This window comes from Glycomyces sp. NPDC050141 (assembly GCF_055586545.1).
Genome location: NZ_JBVJHZ010000006.1, coordinates 83248 through 98826 on the forward strand (window position 1 = coordinate 83248; position 15579 = coordinate 98826).

Consider the following 15579-nt stretch of genomic DNA (forward strand, 5'->3'; position numbering starts at 1 on the left):
CTTCCGGGGTCGTGCCGCGATCGGGCCGGTCGTTTCGCCGTTCGGTCGTGTTCATCGGTTCGCCTTGGTGCGCTTCAGCTTCGGGGCTGCTTCAGTGGTGCGGGCCGCTTCGAAGGCGGCGCGGTGCCGGATGCGCGAGCGTTCGAGGTGGCGGCGCATGGCCTCCTCGGCGGCAAGCGGTTGCTGAGCAATGATAGCGTCCGCGACCGCGAGGTGTTCGACCTCGGTCTCGGTGATCGAGTCGGGCTCGATGTAGGCGCGGTGGAGGTGCAGGTGCGCGTCGAGGCGGCGGATGGCCTTCGCGAGCTGCGCGCTGCCGCTCAGGGCGGCGACCGCGTTGTGGAAGCGGGCGTCGGCCTCGGTGAACATGAGCTTGTCGGCGCCCGCGTCGGGCGTCCGCGCGGCGGCCAGCAGCGCATTCGCCTCGGCCGCAGTCAGACCGGCGGCATCGACCGCGACCAGCCCACGGGCGACCTCGCCCGCCAGTCCCCGCTCGGCTGCCCTTCTCGCCGCCCTCGGCTCCAGCATCTCGCGGATCTCAAACAAGTCATCGAACTCGGCGGCGGACAGCAGCGGTTCCACGGTGTACCCGCTCAGCGGCCGCCTTGCCAGCAGGCCCTCGGACTCCAAGCGCGCCAGGGCCTCCCGGATCGGCGTCTGCGAGAACGCGAGCTGCTTGGCGAGCCCGTCGATGCTCAGCTTCGCCCCGGGGACCAGCTCGGAGCGCATGATCCGGGACTTGAGCTCCGTGTAGGCCTCGTCCGCGAGCGTGCGCTTCTCGGGGGTCGCTGATGTAGCCGTCATGCGCACAATCCTATAGGATAATGTCGCAGCAGCGAGGCTCGGCACGGGCCGCCTCGACGCCCCTTTTGCTCCCATTGGAGGCCCTGTGGACGACCGGCAAGCGCTCCCTTCCCGCGCGCTCGGCGACACCGGCGTGTCCGTGACCGCCGTCGGGCTCGGCTGCGCGCCGCTCGCCGGGCTCTTCGCGCCCGTCGACCCGGCCGTCGCGGCTGCCACCGTGGACGCGGCCTGGGACGGCGGCATCCGGCACTTCGACACCGCCCCGCACTACGGCGCCGGGCTCTCCGAAGAACGCCTCGGGAGCGCTCTCGCCGCCCGCCCGCGCGACGCGTTCACCTTGTCCACCAAGATGGGCCGCGTCCTCGTCGACCACGAAGGCCCCTGGGACATCTGGGGCGAGCCGAACGGCAGGGCCTCCGTCTTCGACTTCTCCTACCGGGGCGCGCACGAGGCCTACCACGGCAGCCTCGAACGCCTCGGCACCGACCGGGTCGAGATCGGCCTCATCCACGACGCCGACGACCACCGGGGCGAAGCGCTCGCCGGAACCCACCGGGCCCTCACCGAGCTCAAGGCCGCGGGCCGCATCGGCGCCATAGGGATCGGCATGAACTCCACCGAGGCCGCCGCCGACCTGCTCTCGCAGGCCGAGTTCGACACGGCGCTCATCGCCGGGCGCTACACCCTGCTCGACCAGTCCGCCCTGGACCGGCTCTACCCCCTCTGCGTCTCGCGCGGCGTCTCGGTGATCGCCGCGGGTGTGTTCAACTCCGGCATCCTCGCGGACCCGAAGCCGGGAGCGCACTTCAACTATGCGGAGGCGGACCGACAACTTCTGGCCCGAGCCCAAGCGATCAATACGATCTGTGACCGATACGACACGCCGTTGCGGGCCGCCGCGCTCCAGTTCCCCGCCGCCCACCCCGCCGTCGCTTCGGTCCTCGTCGGCGCGCGCACCCCCGCAGAGGTCGACGACGCCCTCGCCATGTACGCCCACCCGATCCCCGGCGCGCTGTGGCACGACCTCAAGCGGGCCGGGCTCCTGGCCGAGGAGGCTCCCGTACCGTCATGACCGCTCCCGTGATCGACGCGCACCACCATCTGTGGACCGCCGACTACCCGTGGCTCGCAAGCAGTCCCGACCTGGAACCGATCCGCCGCGACTACGGCGTGGCCGACCTGCGCGCCAACCTGCAGGCCGCCGGGGTCGACCGCACCGTCCTGGTCGAGGCCGACTGGGGCCACCCCTCCGAGACCGTCGAGTTCCTGCACCTCGCCGGGGCCGTGAAGGAGATCGCCGGGGTCGTCGGCTTCATCGACCTCCTCGACCCCAACCTCGCGGACACCTTGGCGCGCTACCAGAACCATCCGCGCGCCCGCTTCCTCGTGGGCCTGCGCGACCAGGTCCAGGGCCGTCCCGACGCGGACTTCCTGGCCCGGCCCGAGGTCGTCACGGCCCTCAAGACCGTCGCCGGGACCGTCCCCACGTTCGACCTGATCGTGCGCGTCGACCAGCTCCCGGCCGCCGCCAAGGCCGCCGAGGCCGTGCCCGAGCTGCAGTTCGTGCTCGACCACCTCGGCAAGCCCCAGGTCCGCGACGGCGACGCCGGACTCGCGGCCTGGCGCGCAGCGGTCGCCCCGCTCGCCAAGCAGCCCAACGTGACCGCGAAGCTCTCCGGGCTCGTCACCGAGGCCGACAAGGACTGGACCCCGGCCGACCTGCGGCCCTTCGTCCAGGCCGCCCTCGAACTGTTCGGACCCGACCGGCTCATGTTCGGCTCCGACTGGCCCGTCTGCGAACTGGCCGCCACGTACACCCGCGTCAAGGACGCCCTCACGGCAGTCCTGGGTCGCACCGATCCCGACGTCTTCGGCGGCACCGCCGCCCGGACCTACCAGCTAGGAGAGCAATGAAGTACCTGCGCATCGGCGAGCCCGGCTCCGAGACCCCCGTGGCGTACTCGGACGGCGCGTACTACGACCTCTCCGGTCTGACCGGGGACATCGACGGGGAGTTCCTGAGTCGGGGCGTCCCCGCCCTCGAAGGCCTGCCCGAGATCGACATCGCGGGGCGGCGCATCGCCGCGCCGATCAGTAAGCCGGGCGCGATCGTGTGCATCGGCATGAACTACGCCGCGCACTGCGCCGAGTCGGGCGCGACGCCGCCGAACGAGCCCGTCGTGTTCTACAAGCACCCCAACACGATCATCGGCCCGAACGACGAACTGCAGGTCCCGCGCGGCTCGGTCAAGACCGACTGGGAGGTCGAGCTCGGCGTCGTCTTCGCCAAGCGCGCCTCCTACCTCGAGTCCGAGGCCGACGCGCTCGCTCATCTCGCCGGGCTCGTCGTCGTCAACGACGTCTCCGAGCGCGACTTCCAGATCGAGCGCTCGGGCGGCCAGTTCTCGAAGGGCAAGGCCTGCCCCACGTTCACGCCGATGGGCCCGTACCTCGTGACCCCCGACGAGGTCGCCGACCCGCAGGGCCTGCACCTGTGGTCGAAGGTCAACGGCGAGATCCGCCAGGACTCCAGCACCGCCGACATGATCTTCTCGCTGGCGCACATCGTCTTCCACATGTCGCAGTTCATGGCGTTCGACGCGGGCGACCTGCTGCTCACCGGCACCCCCGAGGGCGTCGCGCTCTCCGGCCGCTTCCCGTACCTGCGGGCCGGGGACGTCAGCGAGGTCGGCATCGACGGCCTCGGCTCGACCGCGAACCCCGTGGTCGACGCGAAATGACCATCACCGCCGTCGACGTGCTCGACGTCCGCTTCCCGACCTCGCGGAGCCTCGACGGCTCCGACGCGATGAACCCCGACCCGGACTACTCGGCCGCGTACGTCGTGCTCCACGCCGACGACGGCTTTGAAGGCCACGGGTTCACGTTCACGATCGGGCGCGGCAACGACATCTGCTGCGCCGCCATCGAGACGCTCAGCGAGTACGTCGTCGGCACCGATGTGGAGGGCCCGGCGGCGCTCGGCGAGCTGTACCGGCGGCTCACCCACGACTCGCAGATTCGCTGGCTCGGCCCCGAGAAGGGCGTCATGCACCTCGCGGCGGCCGCCCTCGTGAACGCCGCCTGGGACCTCGCCGCGCGCCGCGCCGGGCTGCCGCTGTGGAAGTACCTCTCCGGGCTCACCCCCGAGGAGGTCGTCGGCTGCATCGACTGGCGGTACCTCTCCGACGCGCTCACTCCAGAAGAGGCCCTTGCGATCCTGCGGGAAGCCGAGGAAGGCAAGGCCGAGCGGGTCGGCGAGGTCGAACGCGACGGCTACCCGGCCTACACGACCTCCCCCGGCTGGCTCGGCTACGACGACGCGAAGGTCGTGCGGCTCGCCCGCGAGGCCGTCGCCGAGGGGTACACGCAGATCAAGCTCAAGGTCGGCGCCGACCTGGAAGACGACCGCCGCCGCTTCGCCGCCGCCCGCGCGGCCGTGGGCCCCGGCATCCGGATCGCCGTGGACGCGAACCAGCGCTGGGACGTCGACCAGGCCGTCGAATGGGTGAAGGCCCTCGCCGAGTTCGACCCGTGGTGGATCGAGGAGCCCACGAGCCCTGACGACGTGCTCGGGCACGCCGCGATCCGCAAGCGCCTGGCGCCCATCAAGGTCGCCACCGGCGAGCACGTCCAGAACCGGATCGTGTTCAAGCAGCTGCTCCAGGCGGGCGCGATCGACTTCCTGCAGCTGGACGCCGCGCGCGTCGCCGGCGTGAACGAGAACCTCGCGATCCTCCTGCTGGCCAAGAAGTTCGGCGTCCCGGTGTGCCCGCACGCGGGCGGCGTCGGACTCTGCGAACTCGTCTGCCACCTGTCCATGTTCGACTACACCTCGGTGAGTGCGACCATGGAGGACAGGGTGATCGAGTACGTCGACCACCTGCACGAGCATTTCGTCAACCCAACGGTGATCAGTGACGGCCGCTACCGGGCCCCGGCCGAGCCGGGCTTCTCCGCGGAGATGAAGCGCGACAGCCTGGTCCGGTACTCCTACCCGCACGGTCCTGAATGGAGGAGCAACTGATGCAGGGCTTCGAAGGCCTCACCGTCGTCATCTCCGGAGGCGCCTCCGGCATCGGCGCCGCCGCCGCCGACGCGTTCGCCGCGCGCGGCGCGAACCCGGCGGTGCTCGACCTCAACGCGAGCGATGCGCACTGGTCCCACAAGTGCGACGTGGCCGACGACAACCAGGTGCGCCTGGCGGTCGCGGCCGTCAAGGAGCAGTTCGGAGGCGTCGACATCGTCGTCAACAACGCCGGGATCGGCGCTGTCGGCACGGTCGAGGAGAACTCCGACAAGCAGTGGTTCCGCGTCCTCGACGTGAACCTCCTGGGCATGGTCCGCCTCTCGCGCGCGTGCCTGCCGCTCCTGCGCGAATCCGCGGCCCCGGCGATCGTGAACACCACGTCGATCGCGGCGACGGCCGGGCTCGTCAAGCGCGCCCTGTACTCCGCGTCGAAGGGCGCGGTCCACTCGCTCACGCTCGCCATGGCCGCCGACCATGTGGCCGAAGGCATCCGCGTCAACTGCGTCAGCCCCGGCACAGCCGACACGCCGTGGGTGCAGCGCCTGCTCGACCAGGCCGAGGACCCGGCCGCCGAGCGCGCCCGCCTGGAGGCCCGCCAGCCGACCGGGCGCCTCGTGAGCCCCGAGGAGGTCGCGGCCGCGATCGTCTACCTCGCCGACCCCCGCAACAAATCCCTCACCGGCACCAGCCTCGGCGTCGACGGCGGCGTCGGGGGCCTGCGGATCGTCCGCCAGCTTTAAGGAATCTCTCCAGTTTCGTTGCGGCGCAAGGGTAATGCGAAACCCTTGCGCCGCAATCGGTTGCCCGCCGCATCGGAAAGGGAGGAGATTCACCGGACGCATCCTCCGCCACACCCGCCCGCGTCTCCCCTATGCACGGACCGCGCCAAACCAGGTGCAACCGTGCCGAACATGCGAGAAGCGGCGCGAACAGGCGCCGCACGGCGAAAGGTGCTCTACATGGGCAAGATCGATTCGATGAAGCGCCGCATGAAGGCCGGCGCCGCCATGGCCGGCGTCGCGGTGGTCGCGGGCCTGACCCTGACCGCCGGTTCAGCGCAGGCCGAGACGGAGACCGACGCCGAGATCCTGGCCGGCGGCTGCGCCTCCGGGTACGTCTGCGGCTGGGAGAACTCCGGCTACAGCGGCGACAAGTGGGTCAACTGGCGCGTCGGCGCCGTCGGCTCCACCTACGAGATCGACTGGTGGAACGGCGACAACGAGATCTCCTCGATCTCCAACGAGTCGAACAAGATCCTCCGCCTCTACGCGAACGACGGCGCGACCGGCGCCTACTTCTGCCTCGGCCCGGGCGTCGACATCCGCAACCTCAGCGACCTCGAGCCCGACCGCAACGACTGGATCGAGAGCATCCGCGTCGTCAGCGCCTGCTAGCCCTCACCTGACCCGGGTCGCGGCGGCCTCCCCCGCCGCGACCCGCACGCACCGCAAGCGAAAGGCCGCCCGGGGGTGTTCCGGGCGGCCTTCCGCCGTGCTCACGGACTACACGGGCTGCGAGAACCGGAACCGGTCGCGGTAGGCGGTCGGGGTCGTGTCAAGGACGCGGCGGAACGCCCGGACCAGGGTGTCCGTAGTGCCGAAGCCGCAAACGGCGGCGACCCGCTCCAGGGTGTCGTCCGTGGTCTCCAGGCGGTTGCGGGCCGCCTCGACGCGCGCGGACTCGATATAGGCGCGGGGCGTCGTCCCCAACTCGGACTTGAAGATCCGCGTCAACTGGCGCTCGCTCACGTGCGCCTCCGCGGCCAGCTCCGGCACCGTCAGCGGCCCGTCGAGATGCCGGGTGATGTAGTGGCGCAGCACTTCAACTCGCCGCGTCGTCGACACCGGGCCGAGCGAGACGCTGAACTGGCTCTGGCCGCTCGGGCGCTTCAGGAACATGACGAGCTGCCGGGCCACCCGCAGCGCCAGCTCCTCCCCGAAGTCCTCGGCGACCAGCGCCAGCGAGAGGTCCAGGCACGCGGTGAGACCGGCGCCGGTCCACACGTCCCCGTCGCGGATGAAGATCGGGTCGGCGTCGACCTCGACCTCCGGGTGGTCGGCGGCGAGCTGCGCCGCGGTCGACCAGTGGGTCGTGGCCCGGCGGCCTTCGAGGAGGCCCGCGGCGGCCAGGACGTGCGCGCCGACGCAGACCGAGGCGACCCGGCGGGTGCGTCCCGCGAGGCGCCGGACCCACTCCACCGCAACGGGATCGGCGAGGGCCCGGACCCGCTTCTCGCCGTCGAGCTCCACCGAGCCGGGCACGATGAGCGTGTCGATCGAACGCCGCGCGACCTCGTCGAACGTGGCATCGGGCAGGACCCGGACCCCGGCCGAGGTCCGCACCGGGTCCATCGTCGCGGCCGCGAGCACGACCTTGTAGCCGGTGTCGGCCGCGAGCTCGCGGCGCAGGAGCGCGAACACCTCCGGCGGTCCGGTGACGTCGAGCAGGTCGACCCGGTCGAAGAGCACGACCACCACGAGTCGCTTCGCAGCACCCACGGCGCCTCCAATCGATGTCGGTTTCTGCACCTTACCCGTCATTGCCGACATCAGCGAACCGCCGTAGCGTTGGAGAAGGCCACCCGATCGGCCCCGAAAACCCTCATCTACCAGGAGAAACACCATGCCTTCAGCGACCCTCCGGCAGCTCGCCGACACAGACGACACCCCCGCCGCGCTGGCCGACTCGACCCTGATCCTGGTCGACTACCAGAACACCTACACGCGCGGCGCGATCGAACTGACCGGCTGGGAGGCCGCGCTCGGCAAGGCCGCCGCGCTGCTCGCCGCCGCGCGCGAAGCGGGCGCCACCGTGATCCACGTGCAGCACGACGGCGGCGCGGGCAGCCACTACGACATCACGACCGACCTCGGCGCGATCCACCCTTCGGTCGCCCCGGCCGCAGGGGAGGCCGTCGTGGTCAAGAACGCCCCGAACTCCTTCGTGCGCACCGAACTCGGCGACCTCGTGGACGCCGCCGGGAACCGGGACCTGATCATCATCGGGTTCATGACCCACATGTGCGTCACGTTCACCGCCGAGGGCGCGGCCCTGCGCGGCAACCGGCCCACCGTCGTCGCCGACGCCTGCGCGACGCGCCCGCTCGAGACGGCCGTCGCCGAGGTCAGCGCCGAGCAGCTGCACCACAGCGCCCTGGCCACGATCGCCGACGCATACGGCGTCGTCGTCCCCACGGCCGCCGACCTCAAGTAGCCGCGTCGCCGTCCCGGGAAGTCGGTCAGATCGATCCCGGGGCGGATGCCCTTGGGGCGGTGTCCTTCTCGGCGATGGCGGCCGCGACCTCCTTGACCGCGCTGCGGATCAGGTCGCCGTAGGGATCTGCGGCGAGCGCCGGGGCGGCCTGCTCGGCGGCGTCGATATGCGCTCGGGCCGCTTCGAAGGAGCCGAGCCTGCGGTAGTCGTCGGCGAGGTTGAGGTGGAGCGAGGGGTAGAAACCCGCGAGCTGCAGACCGGCGTGGTGCGCCTGCACGCGTTCGTCGGTCGCGGCGTCGGCGGCGTCGAGGGCGCGCACGTCCCAGGCGAGGGCCGCGGCGGCGTCGTCGAACAGGTCGGCCATGGAGTGGGCGAGCGCGCAGCGGTGGAGCGGGTCGCCGGTGACGCCGATGCGGGCCCACAGGGCGAGCAGTTCGGTTCGGGCGGTTGCGGTGTCGCCGTTCTGGCCGCGCATGACGGCCTGCCCGATGGCGTCCATGACCGGGTCGGCGGCGGAGGTCTCGCTCATGCGTGCCATTGTGCGTGACGCCTCCGACATTTCCGCTCCCGATGTCACACTTCGGGGCCCTATCCCGTCATACGGGTAATCCCGACTGGAAGGAACCCCTGAGATGACTGACATGCAGGCGATCGCGGACCGCGTCGAGATCGAGGCGCTGCGCGCCGAGTTCTCGGACTGCACCATGATGCGCGACTACGACAGGCTCGCGTCGCTCTTCACCGAGGACGGCGCGCTGCGGATGCCGAACATCCCGGTCGAACTCGAAGGGCGCGAGCAGCTCCGCGCCTGGGGCGGGATCGCGCCCACGAAGTGGCGGTACTTCATCCAGACCTCGCACCCGGGCGTGATCGTGCTCGACGGGGACACCGCCCGCGGCCGCACCTACATCCAGGAGCTCCTGGAACTCAACGACGGCAGCGGCCACCAGAACATCGCGATCTACCACGATCGGTACGCACGCACCGAGAACGGCTGGAAGTTCACCGAGCGCGTCTACGAGGTCCGGTACCTCGACACCGCCCCGCTCACCGGCACAGGGACGGTCGTTCCCGTTCCCGCACAGGGCATCTGAGCTGAGATATCGAGGCCCGTGAAAGCGGGTTGCCGGTTGGGGGCGGTAGTCGGCCTGAAGGCGAGGGACCTGGAGGGAGCGCCGGATCACACTCGCGGATAGGCTGGGAGGTATGGATGCTGCGTCGTTTCTCCGCCATTTCCGGCGCGAGCTCGACGCGTTCGGCGCCTGCCTCGCCGGCGGTGACCTGGACGCGCCGATCGAGCACGGAGACGAGGAGCGGACCCTCGCCGAACTCGCCGCGCACGTGGGCACCGCGAACCTGTTCGCCGCCGCGGCCGTGACCGACTGGGACGGCCGGCCCGAGCCGCCCGACGGGACGCCGCCGAAGGTGCCCGAGGACCGGTACGAGCTGACGCGCTGGGTCGACGGCACCGGCGAGGTGCTGCTCATGGCGCTCGACATCGATCCCAAGGCGCCCGCGTGGGGCTACTACACGCCGCCGACGGCGGGGTACTGGCAGCGCTCGCGCGCGGTGTCGATGATGCTGCACCGGTGGGATGCCGAGCGTGCCATCGGGCACGCGGGTCCTGGTGAACCGGGCGCAGCGCAAGGCACGGGGGAACCGGGCCCGCTCGACCCCGAGCTGGCGAGCGAGGGCATCACGGAGGTCTTCGACGTGCTGGCGCCGAGGCAGATCGGGCGCGGCAAGGCCTGGCCGCCGGACGTGTGCATCCGCTTGGAGGCGTCCGACACCGGTGACTGGTGGGTCTTCGGCCCCGGCGAACCGGTGGCGGACATCGCTGGCACCGCAGGCGATCTCCTGCTCCTCCTGCGCGGCAGGCGAACCCCGGCCGACGACGTCTTCCTCTGGACCGGCGACCGCGACGCGGCCCTCGCAGTCCTCAAGGGCCCCTTGGCCTGAGGCTGTACGGGCGGCCCCGGGTACCCTCCCGATCCCACCTTCACCACTACCAGTGAAAAGGACACCCTCCCATACGGGTACGACAAACGCCTCTGACCTGCGAAAACATCCGTGCGGGGCGGTTATGCCGGGAGGGCGGCTGTGGCGATGACCTCGTCGAGGATGTCGCGGCTGCGCAGGAGGTCCTCGATCTTGCGGTCGATGCGCTCGCGCTCGATGCGGAGCTCGGCGGCCAGGGTCTCGGTGGTGGACTCGTTCGGGCCGCCGTCGGCGTCGTGGATGCACGGCAGGATGCCGTCGATGACCTGGCTGTTCAGCCCGGCTGCGTAGAGCACCTGGATGCGGATCACCCGGTCGACCGCCGCCGCGGCGTACTCGCGGTGCCCGCCCGCAGTACGCTCGGACGACAAGAGCCCCTGCTCCTCGTAGTACCGCAGCGACCTGACGCTCACGCCCGTCCGGCGGGCGAGTTCACCGATGCGCATGGCGTGCCTCACAATCCCTTGAACCTGACATTGGTGTCAGGTTCTACGGTACCGCCATGACGAACGAAACCGCCGCCCGCGAGACCGCTCACACCGCCGAACGCCTCTTCCAAACCGCCCGCCTCGGCGCGCTCGACCTGCCGAACCGCCTGGTCATGCCCCCGATGAGCCGCAACCGCGCGGCCGACGGCATCCCCACGCCCCTCATGGCCGAGTACTACGCCCAGCGCGCCTCCGCGGGCCTCATCGTCGCCGAAGCCAGCTCCCCCAGCCAGGTCGGGTACACCTACCCCGACATCCCCGGCATCTTCAACGAATCCCAAGTGGACGGATGGCGGCGGGTGGCCGACGCGGTCCACGCCGCGGGCGGCCGCGTCTTCTTCCAGATCGAGCACGGCGGCCGCATCGGCCACCCCGAGACCAGCGGCCTGGTCCCCTTGGCGCCCTCGGCAATCAAGCTGCCCGGCTACATCCACACCCCGGGCGGCCACAGCGACCCCGTCGTCCCCCGCGAGATGACCGAAGCCGACATCCAGGCCACCAAGGACGACTTCGCGACCGCCGCCCGCAACGCCGTCCGCGCCGGGGCCGACGGCGTCGAAGTCCACGCCGCCAACGGCTACCTGCTCAACCAGTTCCTCGCCACCAGCACCAACCACCGCACCGACGCCTACGGCGGCTCCATCGCCAACCGCATCCGCTTCGTCGTCGAAACCGTCGAAGCCGTGGTCGCCGCGATCGGCGCCGACCGCACCGGCCTGCGGATCTCCCCCGGCAACCCCCACAACGGGATCGGCATGGACGACGCCGACAAGCTGTTCCCCGCGCTGCTCGACGCCCTCGCCCCGCTCGGCCTCGCCTACCTCCACCTCGCCTACGCCTCCCCCACACCGCTGTTCGCGGAGCTGCGGCGGCGCTGGCAGGGCGTGCTCATCGCGAACCCGTCGAACCCCGATGCGCCCGAATCGGATCCGTTCTCGACCGACGCCAGCCTCGAAGCGGCGGCGCGCATCCTGGACGCGGGCGCGGACCTGGTCGCGATCGGGCGTCCGTTCATCGCCAACCCCGACCTGCCCGAACGGCTGCGCCGGGGCGCACCGCTCACTCCACTGCGCACGGACCTGCCGCTCTACGGCGGAGGCGCGGAAGGCTACACCGATTACCCTGTGATCGGCGCCTCCGACACGCGACGCGTCCTCGCTTGAGCCGCAGGCGATGCCGGTCACGGCCCCGTCTCGGTGGAACGTGACCGGTATCGCGGAGTATCGGTGCAGCTCAATCAGGCTGCGTCCCAAACCACACCATATATACCGACCTGATAACAAATTCGGTCCAGTTCGGGTGTGGCGGCATCAAAATTCACTTTCGCAGGCGAACATCCATCTATGCCTTCTGAATCGAACCGGCCTGCGACAGCGCGCAGGAGCGCGGGGATCACGGACCGAGGTGTGACCGTCCGTGACGACGCCTTCGTCGGACAAGTCATCACGCCGCTGCGCCGCTACATCCCCGTGGGCTGGTTCGACTGGGAGCCGTGGGGCAAGCGCCCCAAGAGCTGGTGGCCCGACCTCTTCATGTTCCTGGGGTTCCTCGCGCTCGCGTTCTTCGTGAGCTACCCGTCGTGGCTCGTGCGGCTCGACTGGGACATCCGGATGTGGGCCGCCAAAGCCAACGACCTGGAATGGATGGCGAACCTCGCGAAGGTCGGCGCCGAGTTCGGCCAGGCCCGCACGGTGGCCACCGTGACGCTGCTGATCGCCATCTGGTGCGCGCTGCGCTCGCGGTCGATCCGGCCGCTGCTGATGTACGTCATCTCGTTCATCACCCTGGCGGCCATCCTGGGCATGAAGCACCTGCTCGGCCGCCCGCTCTCGCAGCACCCGCACGCGCTGCAGAACGTCTCCCCGGACGGGCCGCTGCTGTTCACCTACCACCCCGAGGGCGGCGGCCCGAACATCACGGACGCCACCGCGTTCCCCTCAGGGCACGCGGTGAACTCGATCCTGCTGTTCGGCCTCATCGTGATGCTCATCGGCCACGTCATCCCCGCGTGGGCGCGCTGGACGCTCCTGCTGGCCCCGCCCGCGATCGTGTTCAGCTCCCAGGTCTTCCTGGGCCAGCACTGGTTCTCCGACGAACCCGCCGGGTTCCTGCTGGGCCTCATCATCATCCGCAGCGCCAAGCGGGTGCCGTGGCACACGATCCCGCTCGGCCCGGTCAAGGTCTTCGACCCCGCGACGCGGCGCACGATCCTCATCTCGGTGCTGCTCATCCTCGGCGTCATGCTCACGCCGACCCTGCACCTGGTCCCGGCGCTCATCTCCGCCGCGGTGCTGCCCACGCTGGGCCTGATCTGGCTGTGGCTCAGCACGAAGGCGAAGCAGCACCGGGACGCGCTCGAAGCCGCCGAAGCGGCTGAAGAGGTTCCGGACCTCGAAGGAGACCCGGAGATCCCTAGCCAGCCGTCAGATAGTCGCCCGACAGTGTGACGCCGCCGTCGCCTTCGGTGACCTCGCCGATGGTCCAGGCCTCGACGTGGCGGGCGGTGAGCACCGCGAGCGCGCGGTCCACCTGGTCGGGGGCGACGATGGCGACCATGCCGACTCCCATGTTGAGGGTGCGCTCCATCTCCTCGCCGCTGATGCCGCCGATGTGCTGTACGACGTCGAACACGGGGTTCGGCGTCCAGGTGCCGCGGTCGACCTCGATCTGGAGGCCCTCGGGGACGGAGCGGATGAGGTTGCCGGCGAGCCCGCCGCCGGTGATGTGCGCGAAGGCGTGCACGTCGCACTCCTTGGCGAGTTCGAGGCAGTCCTTGGCGTAGATGTGGGTCGGGGTCAGCAGCTCCTCGCCGAGGGTCCGCTGGTTGCCGAACTCGGGCACGACGGTGCCGAGGTCCATCTTGCCGACGCCGAACAGGGCCGCGCGCACGAGCGAGTAGCCGTTGGAGTGGAGGCCCGAGGCGCGCATGGCGATCGCGACGTCGCCGGGCTTGACGCGCTCGGGGCCGAGCAGCTTGTCGGCTTCGACGACGCCCACGCCGGTGGCGGAGATGTCGTAGTCGTCGGGCTTCATGACGCCCGGGTGCTCGGCGATCTCGCCGCCGATGAGCGCGCAGCCGGCCCAGCGGCAGCCGTCGGCGATGCCGCCGCCGATCGCGGCGATCTTCTCGGGGACGACCTGGCCGGTGGCGATGTAGTCGAGGAGGAACAGCGGTTCGGCGCCGCACACGACGAGGTCGTCGACGACCATGGCGACGAGGTCGATGCCGACCGTGTCGTGGATGTCGAGCTTCTGGGCGATGACGAGCTTGGTGCCCACGCCGTCGGTGGAGGAGGCCAGCAGCGGCTTCTTGTACTTCTCGGTGTCGAGCGCGAACAGCCCGGCGAACCCGCCGATCCCGCCGACCACCTCGGGCCGGACGGTCTTCTTGATCAGGGGCTTGAGGGCGTCGACGGCCCGGTCGCCGGCGTCGATGTCGACGCCCGCGGACTGGTAGGAGATGGTCCTCGGAGTGGTGGTGCCGCTGCTCACGCTGTGGTCCCTTCCCGCACTTGCGTGCTCGCTTCGGTCGATCGCTGGACGCCGGGCTTCGCTGCCTGCGGCGTTTCCATGAGGTGCTTGCCGATGAGGTCGGAAGCGGGCAGTTCGATGGGGTAGTGGCCGTCGAAGCAGGCCATGCAGAGCCGGGACGCGGGCTGCTCGGTGGCGCGGACGAGGCCGTCCATCGAGACGTAGCCGAGGGAGTCCGCGCCGATCTGGGCGCGGATGCCGTCGGTGTCGAGCGATCCGGCGATGAGCTCGGCGCGGGTGGCGAAGTCGATGCCGTAGAAGCACGGCCACTTCACCGGCGGCGCGGAGATGCGGATGTGGACCTCGACCGCGCCCGCTTCGCGGAGCATCCGGACGAGGGCCCGCTGGGTGTTGCCGCGCACGATCGTGTCGTCGACGATGACCAGGCGCTTGCCCTTGATCTGGTCGACGAGCGGGTTGAGCTTGAGGCGGATGCCCAGCTGCCGCAGCGATTGGGAAGGCTGGATGAAGGTGCGGCCGACGTACTGGTTCTTCGTGAAGCCCTGGCCGTAGGGGATGCCGGACTCCTCGGCGAAGCCGATCGCGGCCGGGATGCCCGATTCGGGGACGCCGATAACGAGGTCGGCGTCGGCCGGGTACTCGCGGGCGAGGGTGCGGCCGACCTCGACGCGGGTGGCGTAGACGTTGCGTCCGGCCAGTTTCGTGTCGGGGCGGGCGAGGTAGACGTACTCGAACAGGCAGCCCTTGGGCTCGGGGTTCGCGAAGCGGGTCGAGCGCAGGCCGTGCTCGTCGATGGTGAGCAGCTCGCCGGGCTCGACCTCGCGCACGAAGTGGGCGCCGATCGTGTCGAGCGCGGCGGTCTCGGAGGCGACGGCCCAGCCGGAGGCGAGGCGGCCGAGGACGAGCGGGTGCACGCCCTGCGGGTCGCGGGCGGCGTACAGCGTGTTCTCGTCCATGAAGACCAGGCAGAACGCGCCGCGCAGCTGCGGGAGCACGCGCTCGGCGGCCGCGGCGACGGACTCGTCCGGGTGCGCGGCGAGGAGCGCGGTGATCAGGTGCGTGTCCGACGTGGTGGTGCCCATGTCGATGCCGAGGCGGTCGACCTCTTTCATGAGGTCGGCCGTGTTCACGAGGTTGCCGTTGTGCGCCAAGGCGATCGCGGTGCCCGTGGAGGTCGACCGGATGGTCGGCTGGGAGTTCTCCCAGGTGGGGGCGCCGGTGGTGGAGTAGCGGGCGTGGCCGATGGCCAGGTGGCCCTGGAGGGGCGCGAGGGTGGACTCGTCGAAGACCTGCGCGACGAGGCCGAGGTCCTTGTAGACGACGGTGCGGGCGCCGTCCGAGACGGCGATGCCCGCGGCTTCCTGGCCGCGGTGCTGCAGCGCGTAGAGCCCGAAGTAAGTGAGTTTCGAGACCTCTTCCCCGGGGGCCCAGATGCCGACGACGCCGCAGGCGTCGCGGGGGCCGGGACTGTCGGGATCGAGTTCCGTGGTGAGTCGACCGTCACCTCGGGCCACTGCAACTCCTCGGTTTGCTGGGCTGATTCGATGGTCTACC

Annotated in this window: 17 protein-coding genes; 11 read left to right on the plus strand and 6 right to left on the minus strand. The window is 70.5% G+C overall.

Features of this window, described 5'->3' with window-relative positions:
• Nucleotides 1-51 precede the first annotated feature (51 nt).
• On the minus strand, nucleotides 52-804 hold the full coding sequence (locus ACZ60M_RS05715; RefSeq protein ID WP_465415072.1) for a GntR family transcriptional regulator: 753 nt from the start codon (nucleotides 802-804) through the stop codon (nucleotides 52-54).
• An 85-nt stretch (nucleotides 805-889) separates the two neighbouring features.
• Between ACZ60M_RS05715 and ACZ60M_RS05720 the strand changes: the two genes are divergently transcribed.
• From ACZ60M_RS05720 to ACZ60M_RS05745, 6 genes are all read left to right on the plus strand, one after another.
• The gene (locus ACZ60M_RS05720) at nucleotides 890-1876 is read left to right on the plus strand and encodes an aldo/keto reductase (protein WP_465415073.1); all 987 of its coding nucleotides are present in this window, start codon (nucleotides 890-892) and stop codon (nucleotides 1874-1876) included.
• Complete coding sequence (locus ACZ60M_RS05725) at nucleotides 1873-2718, plus strand: amidohydrolase family protein (protein WP_465415074.1); 846 nt, start codon at nucleotides 1873-1875, stop codon at nucleotides 2716-2718. Before ACZ60M_RS05720 ends, ACZ60M_RS05725 begins: the two co-directional genes overlap by 4 nt.
• A complete protein-coding gene (locus ACZ60M_RS05730; RefSeq protein ID WP_465415076.1) occupies nucleotides 2715-3545 on the plus strand; it encodes a fumarylacetoacetate hydrolase family protein in 831 nt (276 codons plus the stop codon). Before ACZ60M_RS05725 ends, ACZ60M_RS05730 begins: the two co-directional genes overlap by 4 nt.
• On the plus strand, nucleotides 3542-4831 hold the full coding sequence (locus ACZ60M_RS05735) for an enolase C-terminal domain-like protein (RefSeq protein ID WP_465415077.1): 1290 nt from the start codon (nucleotides 3542-3544) through the stop codon (nucleotides 4829-4831). Before ACZ60M_RS05730 ends, ACZ60M_RS05735 begins: the two co-directional genes overlap by 4 nt.
• Complete coding sequence (locus tag ACZ60M_RS05740; protein WP_465415079.1) at nucleotides 4831-5574, plus strand: SDR family NAD(P)-dependent oxidoreductase; 744 nt, start codon at nucleotides 4831-4833, stop codon at nucleotides 5572-5574. Before ACZ60M_RS05735 ends, ACZ60M_RS05740 begins: the two co-directional genes overlap by 1 nt.
• A 219-nt stretch (nucleotides 5575-5793) precedes the next feature.
• A complete protein-coding gene (locus ACZ60M_RS05745) occupies nucleotides 5794-6228 on the plus strand; it encodes a peptidase inhibitor family I36 protein (RefSeq protein ID WP_465415081.1) in 435 nt (144 codons plus the stop codon).
• A gap of 108 nt (nucleotides 6229-6336) precedes the next feature.
• Here ACZ60M_RS05745 and ACZ60M_RS05750 read toward each other — a convergent pair whose 3' ends face one another.
• Nucleotides 6337-7374 carry a GlxA family transcriptional regulator gene (locus ACZ60M_RS05750; protein WP_465415082.1) on the minus strand — a complete coding sequence of 346 codons (1038 nt, stop codon included), beginning with the start codon at nucleotides 7372-7374 and terminating at the stop codon, nucleotides 6337-6339.
• Nucleotides 7375-7456: 82 nt separating this feature from the next.
• On the opposite strand from ACZ60M_RS05750, the gene ACZ60M_RS05755 reads away from it, so the two are divergent.
• Nucleotides 7457-8047, plus strand: a complete 591-nt coding sequence (locus ACZ60M_RS05755) for an isochorismatase family protein (protein ID WP_465415084.1) — start codon at nucleotides 7457-7459, stop codon at nucleotides 8045-8047.
• 25 nt (nucleotides 8048-8072) lie between these two features.
• Here ACZ60M_RS05755 and ACZ60M_RS05760 read toward each other — a convergent pair whose 3' ends face one another.
• A complete protein-coding gene (locus ACZ60M_RS05760; protein WP_465415086.1) occupies nucleotides 8073-8576 on the minus strand; it encodes a hypothetical protein in 504 nt (167 codons plus the stop codon).
• 103 nt (nucleotides 8577-8679) lie between these two features.
• Here ACZ60M_RS05760 and ACZ60M_RS05765 point away from each other — a divergent pair, with 103 nt between their 5' ends.
• Nucleotides 8680-9141, plus strand: a complete 462-nt coding sequence (locus tag ACZ60M_RS05765; protein WP_465415088.1) for a nuclear transport factor 2 family protein — start codon at nucleotides 8680-8682, stop codon at nucleotides 9139-9141.
• 112 nt (nucleotides 9142-9253) lie between these two features.
• Nucleotides 9254-10006, plus strand: a complete 753-nt coding sequence (locus ACZ60M_RS05770) for a maleylpyruvate isomerase N-terminal domain-containing protein (protein ID WP_465415090.1) — start codon at nucleotides 9254-9256, stop codon at nucleotides 10004-10006.
• A gap of 122 nt (nucleotides 10007-10128) precedes the next feature.
• Here the strand turns inward: ACZ60M_RS05770 and ACZ60M_RS05775 are convergent, their stop codons facing one another.
• Nucleotides 10129-10491 carry a MerR family transcriptional regulator gene (locus tag ACZ60M_RS05775; RefSeq protein ID WP_465415092.1) on the minus strand — a complete coding sequence of 121 codons (363 nt, stop codon included), beginning with the start codon at nucleotides 10489-10491 and terminating at the stop codon, nucleotides 10129-10131.
• Nucleotides 10492-10547: 56 nt separating this feature from the next.
• Here ACZ60M_RS05775 and ACZ60M_RS05780 point away from each other — a divergent pair, with 56 nt between their 5' ends.
• On the plus strand, nucleotides 10548-11696 hold the full coding sequence (locus tag ACZ60M_RS05780) for an alkene reductase (protein ID WP_465415094.1): 1149 nt from the start codon (nucleotides 10548-10550) through the stop codon (nucleotides 11694-11696).
• 243 nt (nucleotides 11697-11939) lie between these two features.
• Nucleotides 11940-12980 carry a phosphatase PAP2 family protein gene (locus ACZ60M_RS05785; protein WP_465415096.1) on the plus strand — a complete coding sequence of 347 codons (1041 nt, stop codon included), beginning with the start codon at nucleotides 11940-11942 and terminating at the stop codon, nucleotides 12978-12980.
• Here the strand turns inward: ACZ60M_RS05785 and purM are convergent.
• Both purM and purF read right to left on the minus strand, forming a co-directional pair.
• Nucleotides 12946-14067 carry a phosphoribosylformylglycinamidine cyclo-ligase gene (gene purM, locus ACZ60M_RS05790; RefSeq protein WP_465415244.1) on the minus strand — a complete coding sequence of 374 codons (1122 nt, stop codon included), beginning with the start codon at nucleotides 14065-14067 and terminating at the stop codon, nucleotides 12946-12948. The genes ACZ60M_RS05785 and purM overlap by 35 nt on opposite strands.
• Nucleotides 14022-15539, minus strand: coding sequence for an amidophosphoribosyltransferase (gene purF / locus ACZ60M_RS05795; protein ID WP_465415097.1), 1518 nt, complete (start codon nucleotides 15537-15539; stop codon nucleotides 14022-14024). The genes purM and purF overlap by 46 nt, the downstream gene beginning before the upstream one ends.
• Between the last annotated feature and the right edge of the window lie 40 nt (nucleotides 15540-15579).